The organism is Candidatus Nitrosocaldus islandicus (assembly GCF_002906215.1).
Classification (GTDB): domain Archaea; phylum Thermoproteota; class Nitrososphaeria; order Nitrososphaerales; family Nitrosocaldaceae; genus Nitrosocaldus; species Nitrosocaldus cavascurensis.
Genome location: NZ_CP024014.1, coordinates 230,443 through 255,663 on the forward strand (window position 1 = coordinate 230,443; position 25,221 = coordinate 255,663).

The 25,221-nt window shown below is 42.2% G+C and carries 29 protein-coding genes and 3 tRNA genes; 14 read left to right on the plus strand and 18 right to left on the minus strand.

Annotated elements, in window-relative coordinates; genetic code table 11:
* Positions 1-126: 126 nt before the first annotated feature.
* The 3 genes from CRG89_RS01225 to CRG89_RS01235 all read right to left on the minus strand — a co-directional run bounded on the left by CRG89_RS01225 (position 127) and on the right by CRG89_RS01235 (position 1,877).
* The gene (locus CRG89_RS01225; RefSeq protein ID WP_103286571.1) at positions 127-996 is read right to left on the minus strand and encodes a beta clamp domain-containing protein; all 870 of its coding nucleotides are present in this window, start codon (positions 994-996) and stop codon (positions 127-129) included.
* A gap of 187 nt (positions 997-1,183) precedes the next feature.
* Entirely contained in the window at positions 1,184-1,516 is a 333-nt protein-coding gene (locus CRG89_RS01230) for a transcription factor S (RefSeq protein ID WP_103287854.1), read from the minus strand.
* A 22-nt stretch (positions 1,517-1,538) separates the two neighbouring features.
* Positions 1,539-1,877: an RpoL/Rpb11 RNA polymerase subunit family protein gene (locus CRG89_RS01235; RefSeq protein ID WP_158648651.1), complete on the minus strand. Its 339-nt coding sequence runs from the start codon at positions 1,875-1,877 to the stop codon at positions 1,539-1,541.
* A 113-nt stretch (positions 1,878-1,990) separates the two neighbouring features.
* On the opposite strand from CRG89_RS01235, the gene CRG89_RS01240 reads away from it, so the two are divergent.
* On the plus strand, positions 1,991-2,521 hold the full coding sequence (locus CRG89_RS01240) for a hypothetical protein (RefSeq protein WP_103286573.1): 531 nt from the start codon (positions 1,991-1,993) through the stop codon (positions 2,519-2,521).
* 64 nt (positions 2,522-2,585) lie between these two features.
* The gene (locus CRG89_RS08900) at positions 2,586-2,732 is read left to right on the plus strand and encodes a hypothetical protein (RefSeq protein ID WP_168174126.1); all 147 of its coding nucleotides are present in this window, start codon (positions 2,586-2,588) and stop codon (positions 2,730-2,732) included.
* Positions 2,733-2,784: 52 nt separating this feature from the next.
* Here CRG89_RS08900 and CRG89_RS01245 read toward each other — a convergent pair whose 3' ends face one another.
* Entirely contained in the window at positions 2,785-3,285 is a 501-nt protein-coding gene (locus CRG89_RS01245) for a dual specificity protein phosphatase 23 (protein WP_103286574.1), read from the minus strand.
* A gap of 206 nt (positions 3,286-3,491) precedes the next feature.
* Between CRG89_RS01245 and amrS the strand changes: the two genes are divergently transcribed.
* Positions 3,492-4,562 (plus strand): AmmeMemoRadiSam system radical SAM enzyme, encoded by a 1,071-nt coding sequence (gene amrS, locus CRG89_RS01250; RefSeq protein WP_103286575.1) that lies wholly within the window; start codon positions 3,492-3,494, stop codon positions 4,560-4,562.
* Positions 4,563-4,629: 67 nt separating this feature from the next.
* Here the strand turns inward: amrS and CRG89_RS01255 are convergent, their stop codons facing one another.
* The 4 genes from CRG89_RS01255 to CRG89_RS01270 form a co-directional block, all read right to left on the minus strand.
* Positions 4,630-5,322, minus strand: a complete 693-nt coding sequence (locus tag CRG89_RS01255) for a cyclase family protein (RefSeq protein WP_103286576.1) — start codon at positions 5,320-5,322, stop codon at positions 4,630-4,632.
* A gap of 114 nt (positions 5,323-5,436) precedes the next feature.
* Entirely contained in the window at positions 5,437-5,751 is a 315-nt protein-coding gene (locus CRG89_RS01260; protein WP_103286577.1) for a DNA-binding protein, read from the minus strand.
* Between the two features lie 13 nt (positions 5,752-5,764).
* Positions 5,765-6,220 (minus strand): 30S ribosomal protein S19e, encoded by a 456-nt coding sequence (locus CRG89_RS01265; protein ID WP_103286578.1) that lies wholly within the window; start codon positions 6,218-6,220, stop codon positions 5,765-5,767.
* Between the two features lie 131 nt (positions 6,221-6,351).
* Entirely contained in the window at positions 6,352-6,627 is a 276-nt protein-coding gene (locus tag CRG89_RS01270) for a ribonuclease P protein component 4 (protein WP_103286579.1), read from the minus strand.
* Between the two features lie 75 nt (positions 6,628-6,702).
* Here CRG89_RS01270 and CRG89_RS01275 point away from each other — a divergent pair, with 75 nt between their 5' ends.
* The 5 genes from CRG89_RS01275 to CRG89_RS01295 all read left to right on the plus strand — a co-directional run bounded on the left by CRG89_RS01275 (position 6,703) and on the right by CRG89_RS01295 (position 10,415).
* Positions 6,703-7,392, plus strand: coding sequence for a hypothetical protein (locus CRG89_RS01275; protein ID WP_197706618.1), 690 nt, complete (start codon positions 6,703-6,705; stop codon positions 7,390-7,392).
* A gap of 72 nt (positions 7,393-7,464) precedes the next feature.
* A tRNA-Gly gene (locus CRG89_RS01280) sits at positions 7,465-7,539 on the plus strand.
* Positions 7,540-7,709: 170 nt separating this feature from the next.
* A complete protein-coding gene (locus CRG89_RS01285; protein ID WP_148695277.1) occupies positions 7,710-8,564 on the plus strand; it encodes a hypothetical protein in 855 nt (284 codons plus the stop codon).
* Between the two features lie 107 nt (positions 8,565-8,671).
* Positions 8,672-10,099, plus strand: coding sequence for an ATPase domain-containing protein (locus CRG89_RS01290; protein WP_103286581.1), 1,428 nt, complete (start codon positions 8,672-8,674; stop codon positions 10,097-10,099).
* Positions 10,100-10,118: 19 nt separating this feature from the next.
* Positions 10,119-10,415 carry a NitrOD5 domain-containing protein gene (locus CRG89_RS01295; RefSeq protein WP_103286582.1) on the plus strand — a complete coding sequence of 99 codons (297 nt, stop codon included), beginning with the start codon at positions 10,119-10,121 and terminating at the stop codon, positions 10,413-10,415.
* A gap of 34 nt (positions 10,416-10,449) precedes the next feature.
* Here CRG89_RS01295 and CRG89_RS01300 read toward each other — a convergent pair.
* The 3 genes from CRG89_RS01300 to CRG89_RS01310 all read right to left on the minus strand — a co-directional run bounded on the left by CRG89_RS01300 (position 10,450) and on the right by CRG89_RS01310 (position 12,367).
* Positions 10,450-10,527, minus strand: a tRNA-Arg gene (locus CRG89_RS01300).
* Between the two features lie 224 nt (positions 10,528-10,751).
* On the minus strand, positions 10,752-11,408 hold the full coding sequence (gene bluB, locus CRG89_RS01305) for a 5,6-dimethylbenzimidazole synthase (protein ID WP_103287856.1): 657 nt from the start codon (positions 11,406-11,408) through the stop codon (positions 10,752-10,754).
* Between the two features lie 29 nt (positions 11,409-11,437).
* Positions 11,438-12,367 (minus strand): nitrilase-related carbon-nitrogen hydrolase, encoded by a 930-nt coding sequence (locus CRG89_RS01310; RefSeq protein ID WP_103286583.1) that lies wholly within the window; start codon positions 12,365-12,367, stop codon positions 11,438-11,440.
* Between the two features lie 84 nt (positions 12,368-12,451).
* Here CRG89_RS01310 and CRG89_RS01315 point away from each other — a divergent pair.
* Both CRG89_RS01315 and CRG89_RS08540 read left to right on the plus strand, forming a co-directional pair.
* A tRNA-Val gene (locus tag CRG89_RS01315) sits at positions 12,452-12,528 on the plus strand.
* Between the two features lie 239 nt (positions 12,529-12,767).
* Positions 12,768-12,929: a hypothetical protein gene (locus tag CRG89_RS08540; RefSeq protein WP_158648652.1), complete on the plus strand. Its 162-nt coding sequence runs from the start codon at positions 12,768-12,770 to the stop codon at positions 12,927-12,929.
* 94 nt (positions 12,930-13,023) lie between these two features.
* On the opposite strand, the gene rnz is transcribed toward CRG89_RS08540, so the two are convergent.
* The 5 genes from rnz to queC form a co-directional block, all read right to left on the minus strand.
* Complete coding sequence (gene rnz / locus CRG89_RS01320; protein WP_103286584.1) at positions 13,024-13,947, minus strand: ribonuclease Z; 924 nt, start codon at positions 13,945-13,947, stop codon at positions 13,024-13,026.
* Positions 13,948-13,961: 14 nt separating this feature from the next.
* A complete protein-coding gene (locus CRG89_RS01325) occupies positions 13,962-14,966 on the minus strand; it encodes a ribose-phosphate diphosphokinase (protein WP_103286585.1) in 1,005 nt (334 codons plus the stop codon).
* Positions 14,967-14,989: 23 nt separating this feature from the next.
* Positions 14,990-15,538 carry a GTP cyclohydrolase I FolE gene (folE, locus tag CRG89_RS01330; RefSeq protein WP_342747486.1) on the minus strand — a complete coding sequence of 183 codons (549 nt, stop codon included), beginning with the start codon at positions 15,536-15,538 and terminating at the stop codon, positions 14,990-14,992.
* Between the two features lie 209 nt (positions 15,539-15,747).
* On the minus strand, positions 15,748-16,464 hold the full coding sequence (locus CRG89_RS01335; RefSeq protein WP_103286586.1) for a 7-carboxy-7-deazaguanine synthase QueE: 717 nt from the start codon (positions 16,462-16,464) through the stop codon (positions 15,748-15,750).
* A 14-nt stretch (positions 16,465-16,478) separates the two neighbouring features.
* Entirely contained in the window at positions 16,479-17,213 is a 735-nt protein-coding gene (queC, locus tag CRG89_RS01340) for a 7-cyano-7-deazaguanine synthase QueC (protein ID WP_103287858.1), read from the minus strand.
* Between the two features lie 112 nt (positions 17,214-17,325).
* Between queC and CRG89_RS01345 the strand changes: the two genes are divergently transcribed.
* Positions 17,326-18,372 (plus strand): radical SAM protein, encoded by a 1,047-nt coding sequence (locus CRG89_RS01345; RefSeq protein ID WP_158648653.1) that lies wholly within the window; start codon positions 17,326-17,328, stop codon positions 18,370-18,372.
* A 106-nt stretch (positions 18,373-18,478) separates the two neighbouring features.
* Positions 18,479-19,537, plus strand: coding sequence for a DUF1646 family protein (locus CRG89_RS01350; protein ID WP_217349411.1), 1,059 nt, complete (start codon positions 18,479-18,481; stop codon positions 19,535-19,537).
* Between the two features lie 463 nt (positions 19,538-20,000).
* On the opposite strand, the gene CRG89_RS01355 is transcribed toward CRG89_RS01350, so the two are convergent.
* Positions 20,001-21,014 (minus strand): homoserine kinase, encoded by a 1,014-nt coding sequence (locus tag CRG89_RS01355; protein WP_197706616.1) that lies wholly within the window; start codon positions 21,012-21,014, stop codon positions 20,001-20,003.
* Positions 21,007-21,789 carry an ATP/GTP-binding protein gene (locus CRG89_RS01360; RefSeq protein WP_103286588.1) on the minus strand — a complete coding sequence of 261 codons (783 nt, stop codon included), beginning with the start codon at positions 21,787-21,789 and terminating at the stop codon, positions 21,007-21,009. Before CRG89_RS01360 ends, CRG89_RS01355 begins: the two co-directional genes overlap by 8 nt.
* On the opposite strand from CRG89_RS01360, the gene CRG89_RS01365 reads away from it, so the two are divergent.
* Entirely contained in the window at positions 21,773-22,822 is a 1,050-nt protein-coding gene (locus CRG89_RS01365; protein ID WP_103286589.1) for a lysylphosphatidylglycerol synthase transmembrane domain-containing protein, read from the plus strand. The two genes, CRG89_RS01360 and CRG89_RS01365, sit on opposite strands and share 17 nt — an antisense overlap.
* Before the next feature lie 163 nt (positions 22,823-22,985).
* Entirely contained in the window at positions 22,986-25,193 is a 2,208-nt protein-coding gene (locus CRG89_RS01370; protein WP_103286590.1) for an amino acid permease, read from the plus strand.
* Positions 25,194-25,221: the final 28 nt, after the last annotated feature.

Here is a 25,221-nt window from a genome sequence, read left to right on the forward strand (position 1 = left end):
AGGGGATCGTTAAGACTAGAGAGAGTCTGCTTAAATTCTTTACCTTCTCTTCTCTTTTTGTCTGCTTCCCTATAGCCTCTTATTGCTACTGCTTGTGTAGTTGGCAATGGTTGATTATTAGTTAGGCTAAGCCTCAACCCTTGGTGCAAGGTAGAAGTATATCCTGCACATGTAGGGCATCTTAAACTCAAGCCTCAAAGGCATCCTTGTAGAGTACTCTATAACGATGCTATCTGCATTATCTACTGCCTTAACTATGCTCCCAAGGTACTCTAGGCTGTACGTAGCATTACTCTCCCCATTGCTACTCATCTCCTCAACCCCCTCATCCCCCTTGTTGAATGTGATTACAGCATCCCCACTATCTCCCTTGCCTATCAACTGTAGCATGTTACCATCACACCTAATCGTTATGTAATCTGAGACTATCTCTACATCCTTCAATGCCTCAATGAATTGAGCCATCTTCATAACAACCTTCGTGTTGAAGGTTATCTTTGGTAATGGTGTTGAACTAGAAGTACTCTCTATCAACCTCATCTTGTACTGCCTTGTGTACTTGCTCACCATCTTTATAGAGAGCATGTTCTCATCAGAAGCAAGAGCAACCATCTCCTTCTCTTTACTCTCTTCTAATGCTGTAACCTCCCTTTCCTCTTCCTCTTCAACCTCCTCCTCTCCTCTCTCCCTCCTGCTCTCCCCAACAGCACCTGCACCCCCTATGCTAACCTCTATGCTATCCTCCTTACCTGCCCTCTTCAGTAACTTTAGGAACTCATCTACCCTAACAGCGAACCTTATGCTACCATCACACTTGTAGTACTCAAATGCAGAGTTGAGCAACTGCACATCTATGAGCGCAACATGGCTAGGGTCCATACCTCTGAACGATATGCCCTCGCTGGTAGCCTCGAATGTAGCCTCCTCAACTATGGTGCTTATTGCAGATACTATGGTCTTCCATTCCTCTGCACTCTTGCTCCTTGCTATTAGCATGTGTAAGCCATGCAAGGGATCAAATTAAATCTTTACAGTTGGGGATTACAACCATTCTTGATAATGATTATTGATCAGATTACTACTACTACTAGTATAGGAGTAGGAGCAGTAGTAGGTTGTTGCTACTACTATTGCTATTATTAACAATGATGATGAATATTTATGAAGCAAGAATGATGGTATGCTAAGCGTAGTGTCTCCATGTATGGTTGCACTTGACGCATCTGTAGAACTGGGTAGTTGGTTCATCAGCACTCCTTGTCTGGAGCATCCACCATACAGCAGTATCATGACCACACTTGGGGCATGTGATCTTTATGGTTGGCATCACAGATATATCAGCCTCTTCCTCACCCACAACTTGGATGAGGGGCTTCTCATCCTTGATCTTTGATGTGCTTGTAGATGGGTTTCTAGCCATCTCATCATAACCGCACTTCCTACAGATTAGATGCATGGTACCATCGTTACCCTTGCTCTGTACAAGGCGCATACCACAATTGGGGCAGAAGCGCATCTTACTCACCTATAAATTACAGTCACTTGCTACCGTTACTGTTACTCCTACTACTATCACTACTGTTGCTACTACTACTGCTAACAATGCTGCTTGCCTCTTCCTTCATGGACCTTACAACGTTTAGCGCACTCCCAACTGCTTCTGCTACAACCTTGAATGGATCATCGCCCGCATGCTTCATACTAACCCTAAACTCATACTCAGGTATCAGATAGTGCCTTTGTGCTACCCCTACTATATCAACGCTCTTATACTTTGCAATCTCATACTGGAGTATGTTGAGTACTGAGATATCCTCTTCCTTAACCTTGATGGTTACTCCCTTCTCATCCCTCTCTATCAGGCTTACCTCCATCATAAACATCACACTCTTAGCCCTATCAAAGATAAATACCTTGTGTAAACATGTTTAGTTAGAGTAAGGAAGGGTATAGAAATGAATAAAATGATGCTTGATACTACCATCTTATTATGAATAGGATAGGTGATGTGATCCTTCATGCATCCCCAACAACTGTTAGAGATGAGCCAATCATGCTAGATTTAAGGTTCAAGATAGATGGAAGGATAAGGGATCTATTCACAAGGGAGAGATGGCTGGATGCTTATGAGCATCATGATAACCTCTTCAGGATAAAGTATGCTATAAGCATAAAGAAGGATGGTTCCCTAACCAGTAAGGATATAGTTGAGCCTATAACATTTGTGAGAAAGGCATCCATATACTGGAGTAGGGATCCTACTATGCAGCCATACCCTCCAGAGAAGAAGGTATGGGTAATGATAGTTGCTGATCAAGACTCCATACTACCAAAGGATGAGGATGAGGCTAGATCGCTCCTCTTCGATGTGCATAGGAGGATTGAGATGATGCCATCCATGCTTGGCAAAGGCAGGCATGATATATTTGCTGAGGTTAGTGCTGAATGGGGTAAACATGTTTATGCTGAGGCAGAGATTGTAACGGCTAGATCCAATAAGGTTAGGCTTGAGATCATCTAGCAAGATTTGAGATGATTAGAAGATAATCTATATAAAGGGAGAGTAGTAGGTTAGGCTGATTGGTATGGCAAAGTACGATGGTATAAGGGGGCAGGAGTTGATGGATGTTGAGGAGAAGGAAGATGAACTCATACTGATATTCAAGGATAACAGATACCTCTTCGTCAGGGTAGAGAATGGTAGGCTTGTTACAGAATCTGTGCCAGAGTAGGAGTAGTTATATCATCTTATAGAAGATGGATGAACTCTATATTTACACTTGCTTATCTGACTCTAATGTATCTCTCATAGAATAGAAGAGCCATCTCCTGCCTACTACTCTGTATAGAGCCTGGCCTCATACTCCTTATCATGTTTATAGACTCAACAGCACTCAACCCTTTATACTTGATGAGGTATGCTGCTAGCACTGTTCCTGTCCTACCCTTTCCTGCAGCACAGTGCACCATTACAGGCTTACCATCCCTTATTGATGAGTTTATGAACTCAACTGCCCTATCCATATCCTCTACATCAGGAGCAGTGTAGTCTAGAGTTGGTATGTGGAGATAGTTTATTCCATCCAACCACTCATCTGGTAATGGCTCCTCTATAACACTTACTATGCTCTTTATGCCTACCTGCTTAACCCATTCCATCTCCTGCATAGACATTGGTCTTGCACTACCTGCAAGTAGACCATCTATAACCCATGAGAAGTTGTGAGGTCTACCAAATATCTTGCCATGTACCCTTCTTGCCATATCCCCTAGTCTATTACCCATCTAGATTACAAACCCATCTGTTGTTATTAATCTTATTCAGTAAGCAAGAGGAGGATGATAGTGAGGGAGAAGGGATGAGAGGGGAAGGATGGGATGGGTTGGGTTGGGTTAGGTGAGGTTAGGGTAGGGTAGGGTAGAGGAGAGGGGAAGTAGGGAAGGTATAAGGTAACCAATAACCTAATATCCCATGATGCTGAATAATATACATGCAACAGGTTATAGGCAAGGAAGCAGTACTCTACACCAAGGATAAGGGAGATAGGGTAAGGTGTACAGCATGTGCAAGGTACTGCTCAATACCAGAGGGCAAGATAGGATTATGTGGGATAAGGGGCAACATAGGAGGTAAACTCTACCTCTTTGTGTATGGTAGGATAATAGCAGGGCAGATCGATCCTATAGAGAAGAAGCCAGTGATCCATTACCATCCTGGCAGCATGATATACTCAATAGCAACAACTGGCTGTAACTGGCTCTGTCAGTACTGTCAAAACTACGATATAAGCCAGAGGAGGAAGATAGAGGGTATAGAGATGAGCCCAGAGCAGGTTGTTGAGCAGGCACTCTACTATGGATGCGAGGGCATAGCCTATACCTATAACCAGCCTACTATATTCATAGAGTATGCAAGGGATGTTGGAGTTATAGCAAGGAGCAAGGGTGTATTCAACATATTTGTATCCAATGGCTATGATACACCTGAAACAGTTAGCATGATGAAAGAGTTCCTTGATTGCATAACTGTTGACTTCAAGGGGAGCGGGGAGACCAAGTTCGTTAGGCGCTACATAGGCATACCAGATGCACAACCAGTATTCGATACCCTTAGAGAGATTAGGGATAAGACTAACATACATGTTGAGATAACAGATCTCATAGTTCCAAAGGTTGGGGATGATCTTGATGCTGCTAGAAGGTTAGCAAGGTTCGTACATGATGAACTAGGACCAGATGTACCACTGCACTTCCTAAGATTCCATCCAGACTACAAGATGATGGACCTTCCTTACACACCTGTGGAGACGCTTGAGAAGCACTATGATATAGCAAGGGAGGAAGGGTTGAGGTATGTGTACATAGGGAATATACCAGGGCATAGGTATGAGAGCACTTATTGTCCTGAATGTAATAACATAGTTGTAGGAAGGTTTGGTTACAACATAACAGCCTGGAATCTTGATGAGCATAATAGATGCATCTTCTGTTACTATCCAATACCAATAATAGGTAAGTTGAGCAAGAATGCATATAGGAAGAGGTTCCAATTCATAATGTAATTTAGATGTGATGATAAGCCAACGTAGTTAATACATTCTTAACTAATTGATTGGTCAATCAACCTTATCAATCTATCATGGCTATTGCCCTTACAGGGGATCCTGTGCAACCCTTGATCTTCAATGGTGCTGCTATAAGCCTGAACTCACCTCTACCTCTTCTTATCCTCCCCTCACTACCACCATCATTACCATTACCATTACCATTTATAGCCTCCAAGTTGCATAGATTCTCAACTATTGGCACATTATTTGGGAGCAACACCCTATGCACAGTAAAGTCCTTATCATCTGGATGGTCTATGTTTGCAGTATCTATCCCAACAAGGATAACACCCTTCTCAACAAGATACTCCGCTGCATCCCTGCTCAATCCAGGGTTATGGCTAAGGTAGTTTGGGCTCTTCCATTTATGCTCCCAACCAGTTGAGATTATGATGCTCTTACCCTCAAGATCGTAATGCTCCAATGTTCTTGCCAGATCCTCCCTATGGATGTACTCCTTCTCACCCTTCTTAACCTCAGCAAGTATTGCACTGCTTACAAGTACATGCAATGGGATCTCATCTATGCTAATGCCTCTACTGAAGTGTGATGGTGCATCCATATGCGTTCCAGTATGGGTGCTCATGAACATCAGTTCTAGATCATAGCCATGGATATCAAGCCTGGCCCATGGTATAAGCGTTGGTCTTATCCTCTGCTCAAATACAGGCATACCATACTCTATAGTTCTTGTAAGATCTATCATCCTTACCATACCATACCATCATACATTATCCTATCACTGTATTAAATATTTAATAACGAGAGAGTTAGAGTTAGATACTCCTTGCTTAATAAAGTAAGATATTTGTGCCAATTATATAATTAATTACTTGTAGGTTATCCTAAATTCACGCTTTGGCTGCTGTATCTGGAGGAGTAGCCTCTTCAACTCCTCATCTGTTAACGCTCTACTTATCCTCCCTTGAGAGCCCATGGTTATTATGTAATCCTCTACAGTCTTTGCAAGCTCAGGCTTCACCATCTTGAGGTTTGTGAGCCTCTGCCTTGCTTCAGTGGTTAGCAGTGCCCTTAGCAGACGCTCACGCATGAGTCTTATCTCCATCTCCCTTGCCTTCTCCTCCTCGCTCCTGTTATCGTATTGAGCCATGCTTATTCTCACCTCCTCCATCCATTCATCCATACATCTTCAATCATTAGGCATACTTACTCAACTCTGGCATTATCTTGACAAGTTCATCGAATACCTCGTTTGCAGTGCTATCAACCAGGCTCATACCCTTGCTTGTAAGTACTCTACCCTTACCATGTATCTTCATAACATACCCTGCCTGTTCGAGTTGGTGTAGTGCCTTCCTTATTATTGCTCCTCCAGCATCCCTGTGATGGGATGGGCTTGAGCCCCTCCTCTGCCTCCCTCCATACTCTGATCTTAGATCAGATAAGCCTATGGGTCCATGTATGTATATCTTCCTTAGCAATGAAGCACATCTAACATACCACCAATCCCTATCATATGGTAGCCTCATAGCATGGCATCCAGTCTTAACAAACCTAGCCCATGGTGGTGGCACTATATTCTGATCCTGCTTGAGAGTAGCAGCCAGCCTTGCTATAAGCCTATCTGCAGGTACATCGTAAGCCTTAACCATACACATTACCTACTCAACTCCTGTTATATATGCTTAGTCAAATGGTATTTATGTTGATTTATGCACTTACTTGCATACCCTCTTCTCTTACTATTATTATTTATTAATCTGCCTATACCCTCTCAGCATCTTCATCCTTGCTTGCTATCTATGATCTTCCTGTATATATGGTTGCAGTGCAGACATGTTATCCTGATAGCCCTTATGCTTGATCTGCCTATCCTTACCCTAGATGTAACCCCTGGTATGATTAGCCTCTTGCACCTTTTGCAGAACAGTTGTCTTACCTCATACGGTAACCTTATCCTATACCTCATGCTTATCCTCCTTATGAGCATAGCCTGCTTCTCTGCTAGAGTAGGGTCATACTTTGCAGTATCCAGAACATTCCTTAAGAGTATCTCCACCCTCTGCCTAGCGAGATCCTTCTTTAACCACCTACTCCTCTTCCTTCTTGCTGCTGATGTTGTGATGGTGATGCTATGATGATCACCCTTATAATAGCTGAGGCTTCACTTGAGTTGGTGCCAGAGGAGATAGCATGGCATAGTGCAGTAAGGAAGCATGCAAGGAGGGTAGGCAAGGAGCCTAAAGGGATCCTACTCGATAGAAGTTACCACCATGCTGCAATGCTCAACCTTAAGGATGCGTACAGGAGAGGCAGGCCAGATATAGTACACTTCTCACTACTAGAGGCTACAAGCATACCCCTCTACCATAAGGGTATGTTAAGTGTGTATGTGCATACACTAGCAGATAAGGTGATAAGCGTTGGCAAGAAGGATGTTAGGCTCCCAAAGAACTACAACAGGTTTGTTGGTCTCATGGAGGATCTATTCAGCAAGGGTAGAATAGAGAGTTCTGATGATAGACATCTACTGCTTGAGGTTGAGGATATGGGGTTTAATATGCTTCTAGATAGGATAGAACCTTCAGTAGTGATTGGACTCTCAAGGTTAGGTGAGATGAGGAGTGCAGAGTATGTTGCAAGTGTTGTTAAGGATCTTGAAGGGGCATGCATAGTTGTAGGGGGATTCCCCAAAGGTACATTCTCAACATCTATAAGGAATAGGTTCGAGCATACAATATCTATAAGCAAGTACGGCCTAGAGGCGCATGTAGTTGTAGCAAGGGTACTGTATGAGGTGGAGAAGGCTCTAGGAATATGCTAGAAGGTACAACAGAATAATATAATAATGTTAATACGTTGATGCATCATGACTATGGATACAGGATAGCTGTATGCGGTCGTCGTCTAGCCTGGTCTAGGATATCGGCTTTCCAAGCCGGCGACGCGGGTTCGAATCCCGCCGACCGCATTCTTCCCTCATTTCGTATCCTTGTACAGGGTAATAAAGTGAGGGATAAGGATAGTAGTAGTAGCAGTAGTAGTAGCATCATCTATATCAGCCATAGCAGTTATCATATCAGTTTGTAGTATATTACTGAATGCATTAACTTTATAAAGGTTCATATCTCATATTTTAGCATGCACGATGACATAATTCAGGAAACTTCCAGGTTGCTGGGAATACTTGCTAAGCATGATTCTCTAACCCTCTTCTTAGAGAGTGTAGAGGGTATAGATGCAAGTACAGATACCCCAGCAAGGCTAGGGATGAGCAAGAAGCAGTACTATACAAGGTTGAAGCAACTCATTGGTGCTGGGCTCATAACAAAGAGCAAGGGTAAGTATGTTCAGACAACGATGGGAAGGATGCTTTATGAGAGATGTTTGAAGTTGGTATTTGAGCAGGTTAGGAATGCAAAGAAGCTGATCATGGCAGATATACTCAAGGATAGCGGGAGGTTCGATATGGATGAGATATACAGGTTGCTACAGATAAAGGTTGAGAATGGAAATGCTAGACTCATAACAGATTATGATATGTTGATAGATGTACTGCAGGAGAGGATGAAGGATGTTAAGAACCAAGCATGGTATGCAACTAGATACTTCAACGAGTATATAGTAAGCAAGGCTATAGAACTGCATAGAAGGGGCGTGGATGTAAGAATTCTGGTTGATAGAGCGCTAGTTGAGAAGTACATATCAGAATACATGGGTATGAGCAAGCATGGTACAAGCAAGTATGAACTGGAGAGGTTCAAGATGTTCACAGATCCATTCTATCCAGATAAACTCGAGAGGAAGATAGTAGATGTACCATTCAGCTTCATAATACTCGATGGTAGATATGTTGGTATAGAACTTGTTAATGTTAATAATCCAAACAAGTTCTACGCTGGCATCTATATTGAGAATGAGTATATAGCATCACAGATGAAGAGCCTATTTGAGACGCTATACACAAGTGCAAATATAGTAAGTAAGAACAGATAATTTATAATAAGAGCGATTAATATCAAGATATTATAGATATCTGCCGTTAAAGTAATATCTAAAGATTTAATAGTGTATAGATAGAAGCAATTAATAAGATGTAGGATATGATGAGGGAGGAGTTGTTAGACTCTAGAAGGAGGCTTAGTGAGATATTCCAACCATTCTTCATGTTAAGATCAAACTCTCTGCTCATAAAAGGGCTTCCAGGTACTGGTAAGACAACACTTGCACTCTCCCTACTCTCTTCCATGGGCGTTAAAGGCCTATATATATCAACTAGGGTATCCTATAGCGATCTGATTAACCAGTTCCCATGGGCTAAAGATGTGCTTACTGAGGAGTCTGTTGTTAACATGAACCCCTTCGATGTAAGCAGTAAGGTAAGCATAGTCTCTGATTTAAGGTTAGCAAGTGCTCTAACACTCCTTGAGAAGATTATTAATTCATCTATACACTTGAAGGACGGATTGATAATACTTGACAGTTTTGATGCCCTAACCCAGGCGATAAGCAGTGAGGAGAGGAACAAGATACTCAAGAGCATTATTGCAATAGCAGATGCAAACAACAACATGATTGTATTCATAAGTGAGAAGCCAGAGGACCTTGAGCTAGGCTATATATGCGATGGTATAATCTCACTAACCTATACTATAAAGAATGGCTTCAAGTTGAGGAAGATGAATATAGAGAAATTAAGGGGCGTAAAGGTAGACTGTCCAGTATTACCATTCTCGCTAGATGATGGGTTCTTCCATGTCATAAACCCATTGCAGAATAGATGCCTGCTTCCAACGAATGACTCCAAGTTATTTGAACCAAAAGAGAGCATTGAAGGTTACATTAGCACTGGTAACAAGCAGTTAGATAGAATCCTAGGCAACGGTATAAAGCAAGGTAGTGTTGTCCTGCTTGAGGTTGGGGATGTGAATAGGCAAGTATTAGCGTACTTCCTTGCATGCATAGTTCTTAACGCGTTAAGGAGCAAGAGACCAGCAATAACCATCTCATCGAGCGAGAGGCCATACAAGAGCATCCTAAGGTACCTACAGTCATTCTGCACTAGAGAGGAGATCAATGATTACTACACGCTCTTCATATTTGAGAAGAAGAGCAATAGTGGTGATGAACCTTATCTAGCAAATGAGCTTACAGATGATATCATTGATAATGAGAGGATCTTCATGAGCAAGTATGATGAGATCATGAGTAGGCATGGGAAGAGTCCTGTTATAACATATGATCTAAGGTGGAGAGAGATGAGTGCTAAAGAAAGGGTTGACGAACTTATAAGCAAGATAATAGTTGGTATAAGGAAGGTTAGGAGTAATGGATGTGTTGAGATAATTATAAATACACCACATATGACAAGTTATGAATTTTCAAAACAGGCTGCTGATATACATATAAAACTTGTTGAAGAGGATGGGATACCATTGTTTATTATAACGAGGCCTTACAAGGGTATCTATATGTTCCTCTTCGATAACAGCAAAGGCTACCCATACTACAGGCTAATACAGATGATATAATAGCAAGGAGGTTAGAGGTATGAGCGAAGAGTATAGGGATAAAGTTATTGATGCTGTTATAGATACGCTAAGAAGTATACTTGGAGAGGTTACAGTTCAAGCATTGGAGGTATTCATGAAGATGAATGGAACCTCTTTGTACTCAATATACGATGAGCCAGATAGGGTTACAAACTTGCTATATGTACTCTTCAAGAGCTCAGCAAGGTTCCTTGAGGATGAGATTGTAAAGGAGGTATGCTTAAGACTAGGGCATGAGTACAATTGCAAGGTAAGCCTGAACGATATTATCAATAGCATCAAGTATAAACAATGAAAGTAGATATGATTAGTATGATGAGGAATGATGATGGCGGGCTCGGTGGGCTTCGATCCCACGACCTACAGCTTAGGAGGCTGCCGCGCTATCCATGCTGCGCCACGAGCCCACCCACCCAACTACTCACTAACTAACTCACTCCATATACAGCTAACTGTCTATACATGGTCTTATAACTCTTAGTTATTTATAGGATGCTTAGCACTATTAATTGTTGTATCAACCATCATCTCCCACGTGTAACTAATCCATGCCCTCTACTTTACTCTCCTCTACCTACTATCCATTCATCTATCTATCCTTCCATCTTTTTCTTCCTTTTTCCTTTCTTCCTTATTTATTACCCCACTGCTCAAAGTATAGCACGTCCTCCAAGGGTAATCTGCTCAACCATCCTGCCCTCTCAAGATCAGGTATGCTCTCAAAGTGCGTTACATACCCTAAGCATAGATATGCTATAGGCACTATGCCTTCAGGTATCCTTAGAACCTCCTTGAGTTTATCATTACTCAGTATGCTTACCCACCCTACCCCTATGCCCTCAGCCCTTGCAGCAAGCCATAGGTTCTGTATTGCACAACATACACTGTAGAGCCCAGTCTCTGGTATACTGCTCTTCCCTATGATGAATGGTCCAAACCTGTTAGGATCATAGGTTACGCATATGTTAACTGGAGCCTCCATTATACCTTCTAGTTTGAGTGAGAGGTACTTCTTCTTCCTCTGCTCATCCTCTATCATGCTGGAGGAGCGCTCAAACTCCTGCATGAAGAGTTCCTTAACCCTAGCCTTTATGCCCTTATCCCTTATTATTATGAAGTTCCAAGGCTGGGAGAAGCCTACAGATGGAGCATGATGAGCAGCATCGAGTATTCTAAAGAGCACATCATCTGGTATCTCCTTTGGTAGGAAGTGTGCTCTAACATCCCTCCTTGAATAGATAGCCTTGTACACTCCTCTCTTCTCTTCAGGTAGAAAATCATCATCCATGCTTATGCTAGCAGGTCTGTTTATAATAATCATTTGCCCAGATAGGAAGCAAACCATCTACTATAGAGTTGTATCTTCTCCATCCTATCCCTATGTGTCCTTGCAGCACCATGCTCTCTAGTCATCTTTATACCATCTAGGTCAACCTCAGCCATGACTATATGCTCGACATTCATTATGCCATCTGCTATAATCCCATTGCTTGGCCATGGCTTATCACATGGTGCAAGTATAGCAGATCTACCTATACCCCTTACTGGGAATGGAGCAAGGTTACCAACTGTACTGCTTAGCACAACAAGCAACTGATTCTCTATACACCTTGCCTCACATGAGTGTCTTATCCTGTTGTATCCAGCATCTGTTAGAGTTAGTGATGGGCATACTATCAGTTCAGCACCATTTAATGCTAGTACCCTTGAGCACTCCGGTATCTGTGACTCGTAGCATATACATACACCGAACTTAACACTAAACCCATCCTGCTCTATGCTGCTACTATCACTATTATTGCAACCTCTACTACTATACTCAAAGACCTCCATGGTATCATGCTCGCTCATATGCCATGCATCCTTCTCAAGGGGGAAGAGGTGTGTCTTCCTATGCCTATACATTGAACCATCTGGCATGAATATAAAGCATGTATCGTAGTACCTTCCAGAGTGCTCCTCTACAGTTGTGCCTGCTACTATGCACTGTCCTCTACCTATTGCTAGATCACTGAATCTACTGCATAGATCATCAGTAAACCTTGCAAGTCTTGGTATATCATCGTAGGTAGCCTTATCAATATCCATATCAATGGAAAGGAGACCTAAGGTGAACCACTCACCAAATACAACAATATCACAACCCTTGCTCATATCAAGCATCTTTGATACATCATCCATGAATGAGGATAAACTGCTGTAAGGCTTGAGTATGAACTGTGTACTTGCTATCCTTAACCTCCTCATACCAACTATAGGAATAAATTAATTTATGTGTATTTAGAGTATGCATCATACTCGCTCTGCCTGCCCTACCCTACCCCGCAATCTGGGCCGGTCGTCTAGCTGGTTAGGATGCCGCTCTGACACGGCGGAGGTCGAGAGTTCGAATCTCTCCCGGCCCACCAACTTTTGGGTTCAGAACCTACCCTTTATCTATTGGTAAAACAGGCTATGCAGAAGTTTCATGTGAAGAAGGTTATAGCATAGCAGATGGGGCATATGATTAAGAAGGGACTTTAGATTTCTATCCAACAATAAATAACATTGAACTATCATAAAGGTGAGGAAGAATGCTTCATTATTGAAGGGACGCATGCCAAGGAAGCTATCGGTAGTAGAGTAGAAAGGGGATTTTGATGTATGTATGGATGGAAGGAAGGAAGCAAAAGCATGGATAGCATACAGATGGATGGCAGAATCAGCGTTCTCAGCATTCAAGTGTATCTTTGGAGAACATGTTAGAGCTGTAAGATGGAAGAATATGGTTAGAGAACCGATGCTGAAGACATCAATATACAAATGTTAATAGCAATGAATCAAGGGATATGGATAGTTGGTAATAGTATGTAATAATTCGACACAGCCTAGGATGCTTGATAGATATATGACTTTAATGATGATTATTGGTCAGATGGTGGGTAAGGCACATCTATAACCATCATATCCTCTGCTGCAACTACATTGTTATGCAGTATCGATGCCTCCTTAACCAACTTACTCACATCATCATATCTAGCACTAAAGTGTGTAAGTACAAGCATCTTCACACCTGCTCTAGAGGCTAGTTCAGCAGCCTCCCTAGCAGTTGAGTGCATGGTCTCTAATGCTCTATCCTTCTCATCCTCGCTGAATGTTGAGTCAAATACTAGAAGATCGCAGCCCTTGAAGAACTCCTCAAGCCTCTCGTTTGCTCTAGTATCGCCAGATATGCCTATCCTCCTACCTTTTCTCTTAGGTCCTGTAACATCACTAGATCTAACAAGCCTTCCATCGACTAGCACATCCTCCCCATGCTGTAGCCTATGCCATAACCTACCCTTAGACACACCTAGTGCTATAGCCTTCTCAGGATAGAATACCCCAGGCCTATCATGCTCCTCTATGCAGTATGCATATGAGTTTATAGAATGCTCTGCTTTACATGCCTTTACAGTGTACTCCTTCTCCTTCACAACTACACCCTCCCCTACTGCAGTAAAGTACACATCATACGTTAGGTTAACGTTAAGAAGTCTTGTATTCACATCTATGTACTCCTTGAGTATATCTGGCCCATATATGTAGAGAGGCATATCTCTACCATTCAATGCTAAGGTCTGCATGAAGCCTAATAGGCCTAGAACATGATCACTATGCATATGTGTTATGAAGACCTTCATGCTTCTATTAGTGCCTAGCCCACTCTTCAGAAAGTTCCTCTGCATCCCTTCTCCAGCATCGAATATGAGTAGTTCTCCTCCTCTCTGCACTGCTATGGATGTTAAGCCTCTCTTTGCTGTAGGCACTGCTGATGATGTGCCTAGGAAGATTATCCTGAGTTGCATAATATGTCACAGTCTTATGTAGTAGATATACTATTACTCCTACTCCTACTACCTTCCATGCCTACCTTGCTACGAGCACTACTACTGCTTAGTATGCTTAGCACTGCTGATGCTGCCAATGGAGCAACATCCACTATCTTGCTCACCTTATTTGGTACAGTGTTTGTAGCAACAACATCAATGGCTCCACCCTCCTTTATCCTCTCAAGCGCACCATCCAGCATTAGTGCATGGGTGCATGCAACATGTACCCTCTTGCATCCATGCTCAAGTAATGCTCTAACAGCCTCTGCAACACTACTTCCAGTACTTATCATATCATCCACAACTATCGCTACCTTACCCTTCAGATCATCCCTCATCTTGCTAAGCATCTCATGATCAATCTTTATTGCTCCAGTGATCCTATCCCTGCTCTTCCTTAACGCTATAGAGTTGCAATGTAGCATATCTGCCAATGCCTCTGCCCTATCTGCCCCACCAGCATCTGGAGAGATGCTTAGAACATCCTTAGCCTCTACACCCTCGCCTTCAAGCCTCTTCTTGAAGTACTCAGCAAGTAATGGTACTGCAGATATGTTATGCACAGGTACTGTAAAGTATGATAATGCTAGGCTGCTATGTGCATCAAAAGTTATTAGTGCATCTATAGCATATGAGGAGATTATCCTTGCTATAGCATCTATGCTAACTATCTCACCAGCAAGGAACTCTCTATCCTGCCTTGCATAGCCTAGATAGGGTACAACTGTAACAGTTCTAGATGCTACCTTACTAACCTTCGAGAGGATGAAGAAGAGTTGCATCATATGCGTATCTACTGGAGGGTATGTTGATTGTACTACAACAACATCATCACCATCTAGAGCATCTGCTATCCTTATCTTGCTCTCACCATCTGGGAATACTCTTAGATCAACATCAACAAGCCTTACATGCTCATCTTTATCTGCTAGAGTATCTGCTATGCCTTTTGCAATATCCTTGGATGCTGGACCTGCTAGGATGCTCGTGCCCATGCACAAATCTATGCTATTATACTTTATATATCATACATCCTTGCACCACTACTGCTATCCATAAGCAATGATAGCACCTGCTCCCTAACCTCTCTATTCTCGAACTCTCCCCTATACGCTATGGTTAGTATCCTACTGTTGTTCTTAACACCCCTCATACGCATGCACATATGGTCCCCTTCAACCACAACCAACACCCCTTTAACCTTATCCTTCAGCTCATCAGCTATCTGCTTTGTCATCCTCTCCTGTATCTGAAGCCTCTTTGCATACTTCTCAACAAGCCTTACCAATTTGGATATGCCGAATACTTTGCCATCTGGTATGTATGCTATGTGAACCTTCCCAAAGAATGGGAGTATGTGATGCTCACACATGCTGTAGAACTGTATCTCCCTTGCTACAACAACATCACTCTCCTCGCTGAATGTAACGTCCAACTCAGAGTCCATGCTGTAGCCTGAGAAGATCTCTGCATACATCTCTGCAACCCTCTCTGGTGTATCTACCAGCCCTTCCCTATCTGGATCCTCTCCAAGCTCTATGAGTAGTTGTCTTATGAGCCTCTTTATCCTTGCAGTTGAGTGTCTTTTGCTGGTAGAACCTCTCCTCTCTTTACCATCACCATTGCTACTCTTAGCCTTCCCACCAATGCTGTTACTCTCCTTCCTAATACCCTTCCCCATATCTGCATCATCAACACTCTTATTATTACTACCGCTACTCTTAACATGGGCATACCCATCGTAGTTGTGATAATCACCATCACTGCTAACCTTTCTCATGGTATGCCCATCACCTTATGCATCTGTGGTATTATCCTAACATTGGGGTAGTACTGATGTACAGCATCGTACATGGCTAGCATATGCTCCAATGTAGGCTCATTAACACCATTTACAGGCTGGAGTACAAATCCATCTATAGCCTTGCTTGCATCCCCTTCAAATATCATCCTTGCCAGTTCCTCTACCTCCTCTCTCTTGCTTAGACTGCTAAGCACTACCTTTATGTATGTTACCTTCCTGCTAGCAATGGCATGCCTTAGGCATAGCATCTCATTCTCAAGCAACCTAGTGTAATGCTTATCATCAATGGCATTAGAGTCCTTAAGTTTGAACTCTATCTTACATATATCTATATATGGTAGTACATGCAAGAACCTTGATGCATCGTAGCATGATGACTCAAGATACGTCTTGAGCAGGAGTTCATCCCTAACATACCTTGCCAGTTCCCTAACTGCCTCATGTTGTAGCAATGGCTCGCCTCCAGTGAAGTTAGCCTTGAATGTACCCCTCTCAACCTTCCTTGCTATGATTGTTTTAGCCTCATCTATGCTATAGTATGTACCATTACCAATGCTCAAGGCATATGGGGTATCACAATAGAAGCATCTAAGTGGGCATCCTGCAAACCTTATGAAGAGGGTTTTTGTACCAAGGTATATACCTTCTCCCTCTATGCTTGTAAATACCTCACTTATGCTTACCCTCAACCTAATATCGGAGCTTATGCTTTGAGCATCTTATTTAAATCTAATACCGCATAAAGCGTCTTATCCTCTATCCCTGCCTCCTTGAATGCTCTAATCCTGTTCATGCATGACTCACATGAACCACATTGCACCTTGATAGTCTTGCCATCAACCTCAACCTCTATGCCATCTGTATAGCAACTCCATGTCTCAAAGAGTAGATTGCCAAGCATTCTATAACCTGCTCTTACAAGATCTGCCTTGCTTAACCCTTCAACTGCTGGACTCCATATCCTAAGCCTCTTCCTTAACCCTTGCTCTATCCCATCCATCTCTGCAAGGTTAAGAACATGTTCCATGCTCTTGGCAAATACTGTCCTACAGTCTGGATAGTTCTTCTCATCATCTGTATGTGCACCATATGCTACTAGAGCAGCATTTATGCTGAATGCCCATGCCCCTGCTATTGTAAGGAATATAGCATTCCTTGCTGGTACAACTATACTGTAATCGAATCTATCTGGTATGCTACCATCTCCAGTTAGGATGTTGCTATCCTTGTATAGTGACTTCATAAAGCCTATATCTACTATACGATGCTCCCTAACCCTTATATACTCTGCAATGCTTCTAGCCCTCTCTACCTCCATCCTGCTCTTCTGCCCATAGTAGAATGTTATTGCATACAGTTCATAACCCTTCTCCTTCAAGTATGCTGCTATGCATGTAGAGTCAAGTCCTCCACTGAGTATGCATATAGCCTTGTCCATATTGAAGTTAAGATGTATGATAAAGATTAAGCTAACTGTTATCTACCCTCCTTTCTCATCACTTATGCATAAGCAACAATCTTATATCATATCATCTTCATATGAAAAGGCTATGAATGCTATAAGGACCATTAAGGTACTTGGTAGATGGTCTCTTAACAGACTACAAGGCAAGAGGATGCCTCTCATAGCAGTATTCAGCATGACCCACTACTGCAACTATTATTGTGCCATGTGCCCATTTGGTGATCCAGATAAGGATGCACAGATGAGGCTAGCAATGCACAGGGATCTTAGCACTGAGCAGTGGATGCATATAATGAGCAAGGTTGCCCCCTATGTAATATGGAGCATAGTTGAGGGAGGGGAGCCTACAAGCAGGAAGGATATACTTGAACTACTAGAGCATCTTAAGGGTTTAGGCTTACCCGTTACAATGATAACCAATGGCTCATTACTGCACACCTTAGACCTTGATAGGCTTAAGCATTGTGTTGATTACATATGCTTAAGTATAGACTCTCTAAGGCAGGAGTCATACTGTAAGATTAGAGGTGTAAAGCCAGAGATATTCAAGAGGGTTATGAGCAACCTTATGCTACTCAAGGATCATAACATAAAGCATTACATAAACTCAGTCATAACAAAGTGGAATGCTGAGGAGTTCATAACACAGGAGTACTTCGATATAGCAAAGAACCTTGGTATAAAGACTGTAAGCATGACGTTCGTTGAGGATAGGGCCGATGTAAACTACTCATTGCTACCAGATAGATCAACTATGGTTAAGGTATGTAATAGCATCCTAGATTACATGGAGAGGTATGATGAACCATTCATCCTAATACCCCCACTATACTGGGAACAGATTATAGAGTATGGTAGAGTGTTATTTGATGAGTGTGGTGTATGGAAGAGCATATTCGTTAATGCCGATGGTACTGTTATGGTTCCATGTTGGAAGTACAAGGATAACGCCTACAACCTGCTAGAACATGATGTAGAGTATGTATGGAGTAGGGAAGAGTGGGCTGAGGTTAAACATTGCAGGGAGTGTGATGTGCTAGCATGCATATGGTACTCATCACAAAGCCCTACTGTACTTGCAAATGGATACATGCGTGGTATAAGGATGTTGATAAGGAAGCATCTAGGCTAGGCTTGTACATTATATAATCTTGCTCAGATAGAGCAATTAAACAAAAATAATTATGTAACTGTTAGAAGATTTGATGATACGAAACTATTTATAGAAAGAGAGTAGAATGAGAGAAGGCATGGTATTTGATGGTTTAGCAGTTCAGATAGCAACACTTACAGCACTTATAGCAATACCAGTTGTATCGAAGAAGGTTGAGCATAACATAGAGTACTTCTTCCTTGCTGTAGGGATAGTAGCAGTAAGCATAGTGGGACTATGGTCCCTGCACTTGCTTGAGGAAGCACTGCTACATCCTGTCATGATAGGTAGTATCCCAATAGGGATAACACAGGTTGTGCTCATTGCAGGATTAATCTTCTACTACAACAAGGAGAAGGTTGCAAGGTTTGCATTTAGGCTGAATAACCCTCTTATGCTAGCAGTGATTGTCTTTGTATTAGGTATAGCAGCAAGTGCAATATCAGCCATAGTTGCATCAGCCATACTAGCTGAACTCCTAGCACTATCACAGTTCCCTAGGAGCGTTAAGGTCAAGGTTGCTATAGCATCAGCATTTGCAATAGGAATAGGTGCTGCACTCTTGCCTCTTGGGGAACCATTATCTACTATAGCAATAGCAAAGTTAAAGGGTGAGCCATACAACGCAACCTTCACATTCTTACTTGAGAATCTATGGGATCTTGTTATACCATTGGTAGCTGTATTCTCGTTATTAGCATACTTTTATGCAAAGCGTGGTAGCAAAGAGGTATACATAACAGAGTATGAGACCAGTGTTAGGGATGTTGTGATGAGAGCATTAAAGATATATGCATTCATATTTGGTTTAACACTGTTGGGTGAGTTCTTCAAACCACTTGCAGAGCCAGTTGCTGCCCTAGGTATTGTAGTGCTCTACTTCTTTGGTCTCATCTCTGCAGCTGCTGATAATGCAACTCTGACTGCTGCACTTGTAAGTCCAGAGATGGAGTTGGGCGAGATAAGAGCCTTCATGATCTCATTGGTTATAGCAGGGGGTTTGCTTATACCTGGTAATGTACCAAATATAATATTTGCAAGTATCCTCAAGATAGGGTTCAAGGAGTGGGCTAGACTTGCTATACCTGTTGGTCTGGTAGTCTTTCTTGCTAGTGGTGCTGCAATAATTGGTTTAGGTCTCTGATTAATTGCTTCTCCAGATAGTTGATAAATAGAATAGATGAATCAACCGTAGCATCTCAATCTCCATACCCTTCCTATACTCAATAAATCAACCAACCCCTCCAAAATAAACCAGAAGATTATTAATAGGATGGATAGATGACATGACAAAGTCTAATAAATGGATATGTTACCCAAGGTTTAGATGCGAGCCATGAACTAATACTAAAATTGGATAAGATCTATAAAGGTAGAACTTGTTGAGAGAGAATTAGATGTAATATAGAGAGCTAGTTAGCGTTACCCCTCATGAGGAGAATAGAAAGCATTATCTTAACAAGAACCATTCTTTAGATGCGAGTACAACTGTTAGTTATTACTGCTACCATCACACATTAGTTGATTATTAGTATATACCTAAATCACTTTTTATCTTAATAATCTCTTATCCATCTATTTATCCATCAATCAATCAATCAACTCATTTACCTGCATTCAAGCACAGACACTCCTCCTGCTATCTTACATACTTTAACATAACACTCTATACCCTCTCTTGAGTATGCAGTATCAACAGCATCAACTACATCCTTCACATTATCATTTGCATCCACTACTATAAGTATGGATGGACCTGCTCCACTTATAGTTACTGCTAGAGCACCAGCATCTAACGCAGCCTTCTTCACACTTGCATAAGCAGGTATGATATGCATCCTTGCTGGCTCAACTACAACATCTCTCATCATTGCATCTGCTATAAGCCTTGTATCCTTCATAAGAAACCCTGCAACCAACATGCTTGCATTTGCTACATTGCTAACCATCTGTCTCAACATAATCTTCTCTGGGAGCACACTTCTAGCAACACCTGTCTTGCCCTTTGGTACATCAACCTTTGGTGTTGCTACACATAGCAATAGATCCTCTGGAGGCTCAACCTTAACTGTATACAATGGCTCTTGCCTCACTATAACAAATCCACCTAGGAGCGATGCTGCTACATTATCATAATGTACAGTGCCAGCAGATGCTATCTCACCTTGGGCAGCATGTCTTAACAATGTAACATCATCTAGTCCTAGATCATACATTACATCTAATGCCTTGACTGCAGCAACAGCAGATGCTGCACTGCTCCCAAGACCATAACCTGCTGGTATGCCTTTATTAACCCTAACCCTTATCCTATCTCTTATGTTGTATGCCTTCATCATACTCAATAGTGCTAGACCAGCAGAGTTATACTCTGCAGCCTCTGGTATATGCTCAGCATTCATACTAGAGCCATGAACCTCTATTGTAAGTGAATCGATGCTGGGTATGCTACTACTACTGCTATCACTATAACTATCACTCTTATCATCTTCAAGTACTAACTCAACCTCATCACTATAAGCATCTATAGCAAGACCAAATACATCGAACCCAGGACCAAGATTTGCAGTTGATGCAGGTGCTGATACCTTAACCTGTCTATACAATGCCCTTCTAAGCATAGTTCATCTCATCCCCATTCTCAACATCCTCCCCTTCCCTGAGCATCCTTGCGAGTGCTCCTGCAAGATTTACCATCCCCTCATACGTGAGGCTTGATACTGCTAATAAACCCATTGATATCCCCTGCCTCCTCAAACCCTTTAGTATTGATACCCCAAGCAGGTAGAGTTCGCTATCCTTCTCCCTCTGCAAGGCATACTCTAACCTTGCTGGATCAGCAGAGCACTCTATCAACTCAGCAAGTTTATCCTTCTTGATGAGATCTATCTTTGAGAGTACGTTAACCTGTGCTAGACCAAGCCTTAGCCTTATAGATGTTGCTAGTAATGCTATTGAGAGCATGTTCAATGGAGAGTTTACAAGCATTGGATCGAAGAGGAAGATGGATGCTTTAGCATCACATCTGAACTCCCTTGCAAAGAACATACCACTTGCTCTATAAGCAAATAACTCCATCTGTCCAGGTGTATCAACTATAACATAATCTGGATTAAGTTCATCAACCTTCCTCTGTATCTCATCCAGCCTATCTGCTATGAGATCACTTGCAAGTATCAATGCACCATTTGGACCAAGTCTGTACTTGCTCATTATCTCATCTATGCTAACATATTCTCTAACATCAACATCTGGCTCGTAGGGAAGATCTATAACCCCTGGATCAAGGTTCAAGGTGACTGCGTACGCATTCTTGCTTACATACCACTCAACCAGTCTTGATGCTAGGGTTGACTTGCCAGATCCTGCAGTCCCAAGTATGAATACAGCATACATAAGGAGAGGGCAGAGAGCAAATTATTTAATCCTTCTTACAGTATATGGGAATGTGAGGAAAGGGTTAGGGAGGGTTATAGCGATAATAGCAAGTATAGTACCACTCATACTAATAAGCCTCTTCCTCCATGTCGGTGTTGAGGATATACTATCTATAGGCTTATTCCCATTCATAGTATCATGCCTTATAGCATTAGCAAAGTTGTTCATCCAAGGTCTAAGGTTCCACTACTACGTTAGATCATTCATTGGGGATGGTGTTGCAAAGATGTCAAGTAATGTACAGATAAGGATGGGTAGTGAGTTCGTTACCCTTACAACACCAGCATACACTGGAGGGGAGTGGGTCAGGGTTGCATGGCTATACAAGAATGGTGTGCATTCAGGTAAAGGGCTCTGGATAATAACCATAGAGATAATAAGCGATGTTCTTGTAGGGAGTACCTTAGCATACATTGCAATGATAATAGCCTTTGGTGCACACAACTATGTAGTATCAACTGCAATATTGGTTATAACAACACCTGTATTTGTCTCATACCTTATATTGCTAACACTCTCAGCCAAGAAGACACTTCAGATGCCTAGATTTACAAGACCGTTGCTTACAAGGCTCTTTGGTATAGAGAAGGGGGAGAGGTGGACCAACGTTATGAACGATAGCCTTAGAGTATTATGCGAGACATCAAGGATGTACCTAAAGAGATCATCATTAAGGATATTTGCTGTAGGGCTAGCATTGACATTCGTAGGGGCAGCACTGCATGCTTTAACATTCATGATAGTTGCTAGTGCAAAGGCATCCATAGGCTTCTTTGAGTCACTTGTAATGGTTGCTGCTGCAATATCCATAGGTACAATACCCATAAGCCCTGGAGGCTCTGGGCTAACAGAGTTAGGGATAGCATACTACCTCAACACATTCAACATAGATCCAGCAGCATTTGGGGATGTTATCATAGTGTGGAGGATAGCATCATACCATGTACCTCTCTTTGTAAGTTGGGCATTATTGGTACGCTCTCTGAGGTAGCAGCAGTAGTAACAGTAGTAAGAATGGTAGTAACAATAGTGATGGTAAGCAAGCAGTAAATAAGCAAGCAAGCGAGCAATATGATAAACTTCCTTCTGCTCCCTTACCATATAGAAAGATTAACTCATATACCTTATAGGGTAGATGCATTCTGTATGTAGTTATGGCTACACATGAGCCCAAACTTGTGCGAACTCTAGGTTTACTCGATGTGATAATGATAGGGATAGCAGCCATGATAGGAGGGGCAATGTTTGTGCTTGTAGGTCCTGCAATAGGGCTTGCTGGTCCTGCTGTTGTCATAGCATTCCTCATGAACGTTGTCATAACCATCTTCACAGCAATGTCATATGCAGAGTTGGGCTCATCGATACCAGAGGTTGGAGGAGGATACAGATGGATAAGGGAAGGGTTGCCTAGACCAATGCCATTCATAAATGGCTGGTTAGGATGGTTTGCCCATATAGTTGCTACAAGCCTTTACGCTGTAAGCTTTGGTACGTTCATGCAAGGCTTGTTTGCTCTTGCAGGTATTGTTGCTCTACATAATATGGATAAGGTATTTGCTACCATAGCAATAATTGCATTAGCATATGTTAACTTCAAGGGCACATCACCTACAGGCAAGACAGGAAATATCATAACCTTATCACAGTTAGCAATAGCATTAACATTCATCATCTCTGGCCTCTACATCATGAGTACAAAGCCTGAATGGACCGTTCAGTTCTCTGACTTTGCACCAATGGGCGTTGCTGGTGTACTTGCTGCAATGGCACTAACATTCGTTGCATTTGAGGGTTATGAGGTTATAGTGCAGGCTGGGGAGGAGGTTAGGAACCCAAGGAGGAACATACCAATTGCAATATTCATCTCAATAGCATGTGTAGCAACCATCTACAGCCTTATAGCAGTCACTGCTATAGGAGCAACTAACACAGGCTCAGATATGCCAGCATGGAGGTTCATAGGCATCCATGGTGAACTAGGCATTATGAAGGCTGCAGATACATTCATACCATTCGGTGCACTAATGGTCCTTGCTGGAGGTATGGTATCTATGCTTGCTGCCCTTAACGCTAGTATATTCTCCTCAGCAAGGGTAGCACTTGCAATGGGTAGATACTACAACCTTCCCCATGTGCTTAGTATGATACATGCTAAGAATAGAACACCATATGTAGCAATAATGGTCTCTGCAGGGATAACACTACTCATTGCATACTTCTTCCCACTGCAAGAGATAGCAAAGGCTGCAGGGTTAATCTTCCTAGTACTCTTTGCTCAAGTCAATGCTGCAGTGATAAACATAAGAAGGTTGTACGCAGAGAGGCTTGAGTATGGGTTCAAGATACCACTCTTCCCAGCCATACCAATGATAGGTATACTCTTGAATATAGCATTGGCACTTTACATAGTAGTAACACAGCCTGTAAGCCTGCTGGTTATGGTTGTATGGATAGCAATAGGGCTAGTGATGTATAGAGTGTATTCATTCAAGCAGGAGGTTGAGCATACTGCTCCATTGCTTGCATCTACTGGCTACTTGGAGAGGAAGGACTTTAGGGTACTTGTACAATACATACCAGAGGATCCCATAAAGCTGGTAAAGTATGCTCTAAAGGTTGCAGAGAGTGCTGATGGAGAGGTTAACATACTTAGGGTTATAACTATACCATACCAGATGCCCTTATCTAGCGGGGTAGCATTTGTGGATGATACTATAAGATCATTTGCTCCAGTGAGGAGTGTAGTTGAGGAGAGGAAGGTACCATACCATTACCTGCCAAGGATAGCACATGATGCAACCGATGCTATACTTGCAAGTGTTGAGGAGCAGAAGATAGATCTGCTAGTGTATGAACTAGATAGGTTCAAACGTAACAGGAGGCTACAGATGCTACTTACATGTGATGCGATGCTTGTTAGGGATGTTAAGGGTATAGATGGGAGCAAGAAGGTGCTAGCATTCTACGATGATGAGGGAGAGCACTCAAGACTTGTACTCAAATGCATTGAATGGATGAAGGATACAGAGAGGGCAGTAGTATACCTGTCTAGGCTGGAGGGTATAGAGTATGTTAATGAGAAGGATAGGCTGAAGGCTCATGGGTATAAGGTTGTAGAGGCTAGCGTACCAGATAGGATAAGTGATAGATGGCTTACAAACCTCATGGTAGAGAAGGTTAAGGCGTATGAGCCAGATACTATAGTGCTCCCTGCAACCCTGCTTGGTATAGATGTGATCAACAACATGAGCATAGTTAGGGCATTGAACATGGTTAACTGTAATGTTGTAGTTGTAAGACACTTTACAATACATGTTATGCATCAAGCAAAGGTTATGCTCAAGAGGATACTTCAGAGGTGAGATTTTGAGTTGCTTGAGTGCTTACCTA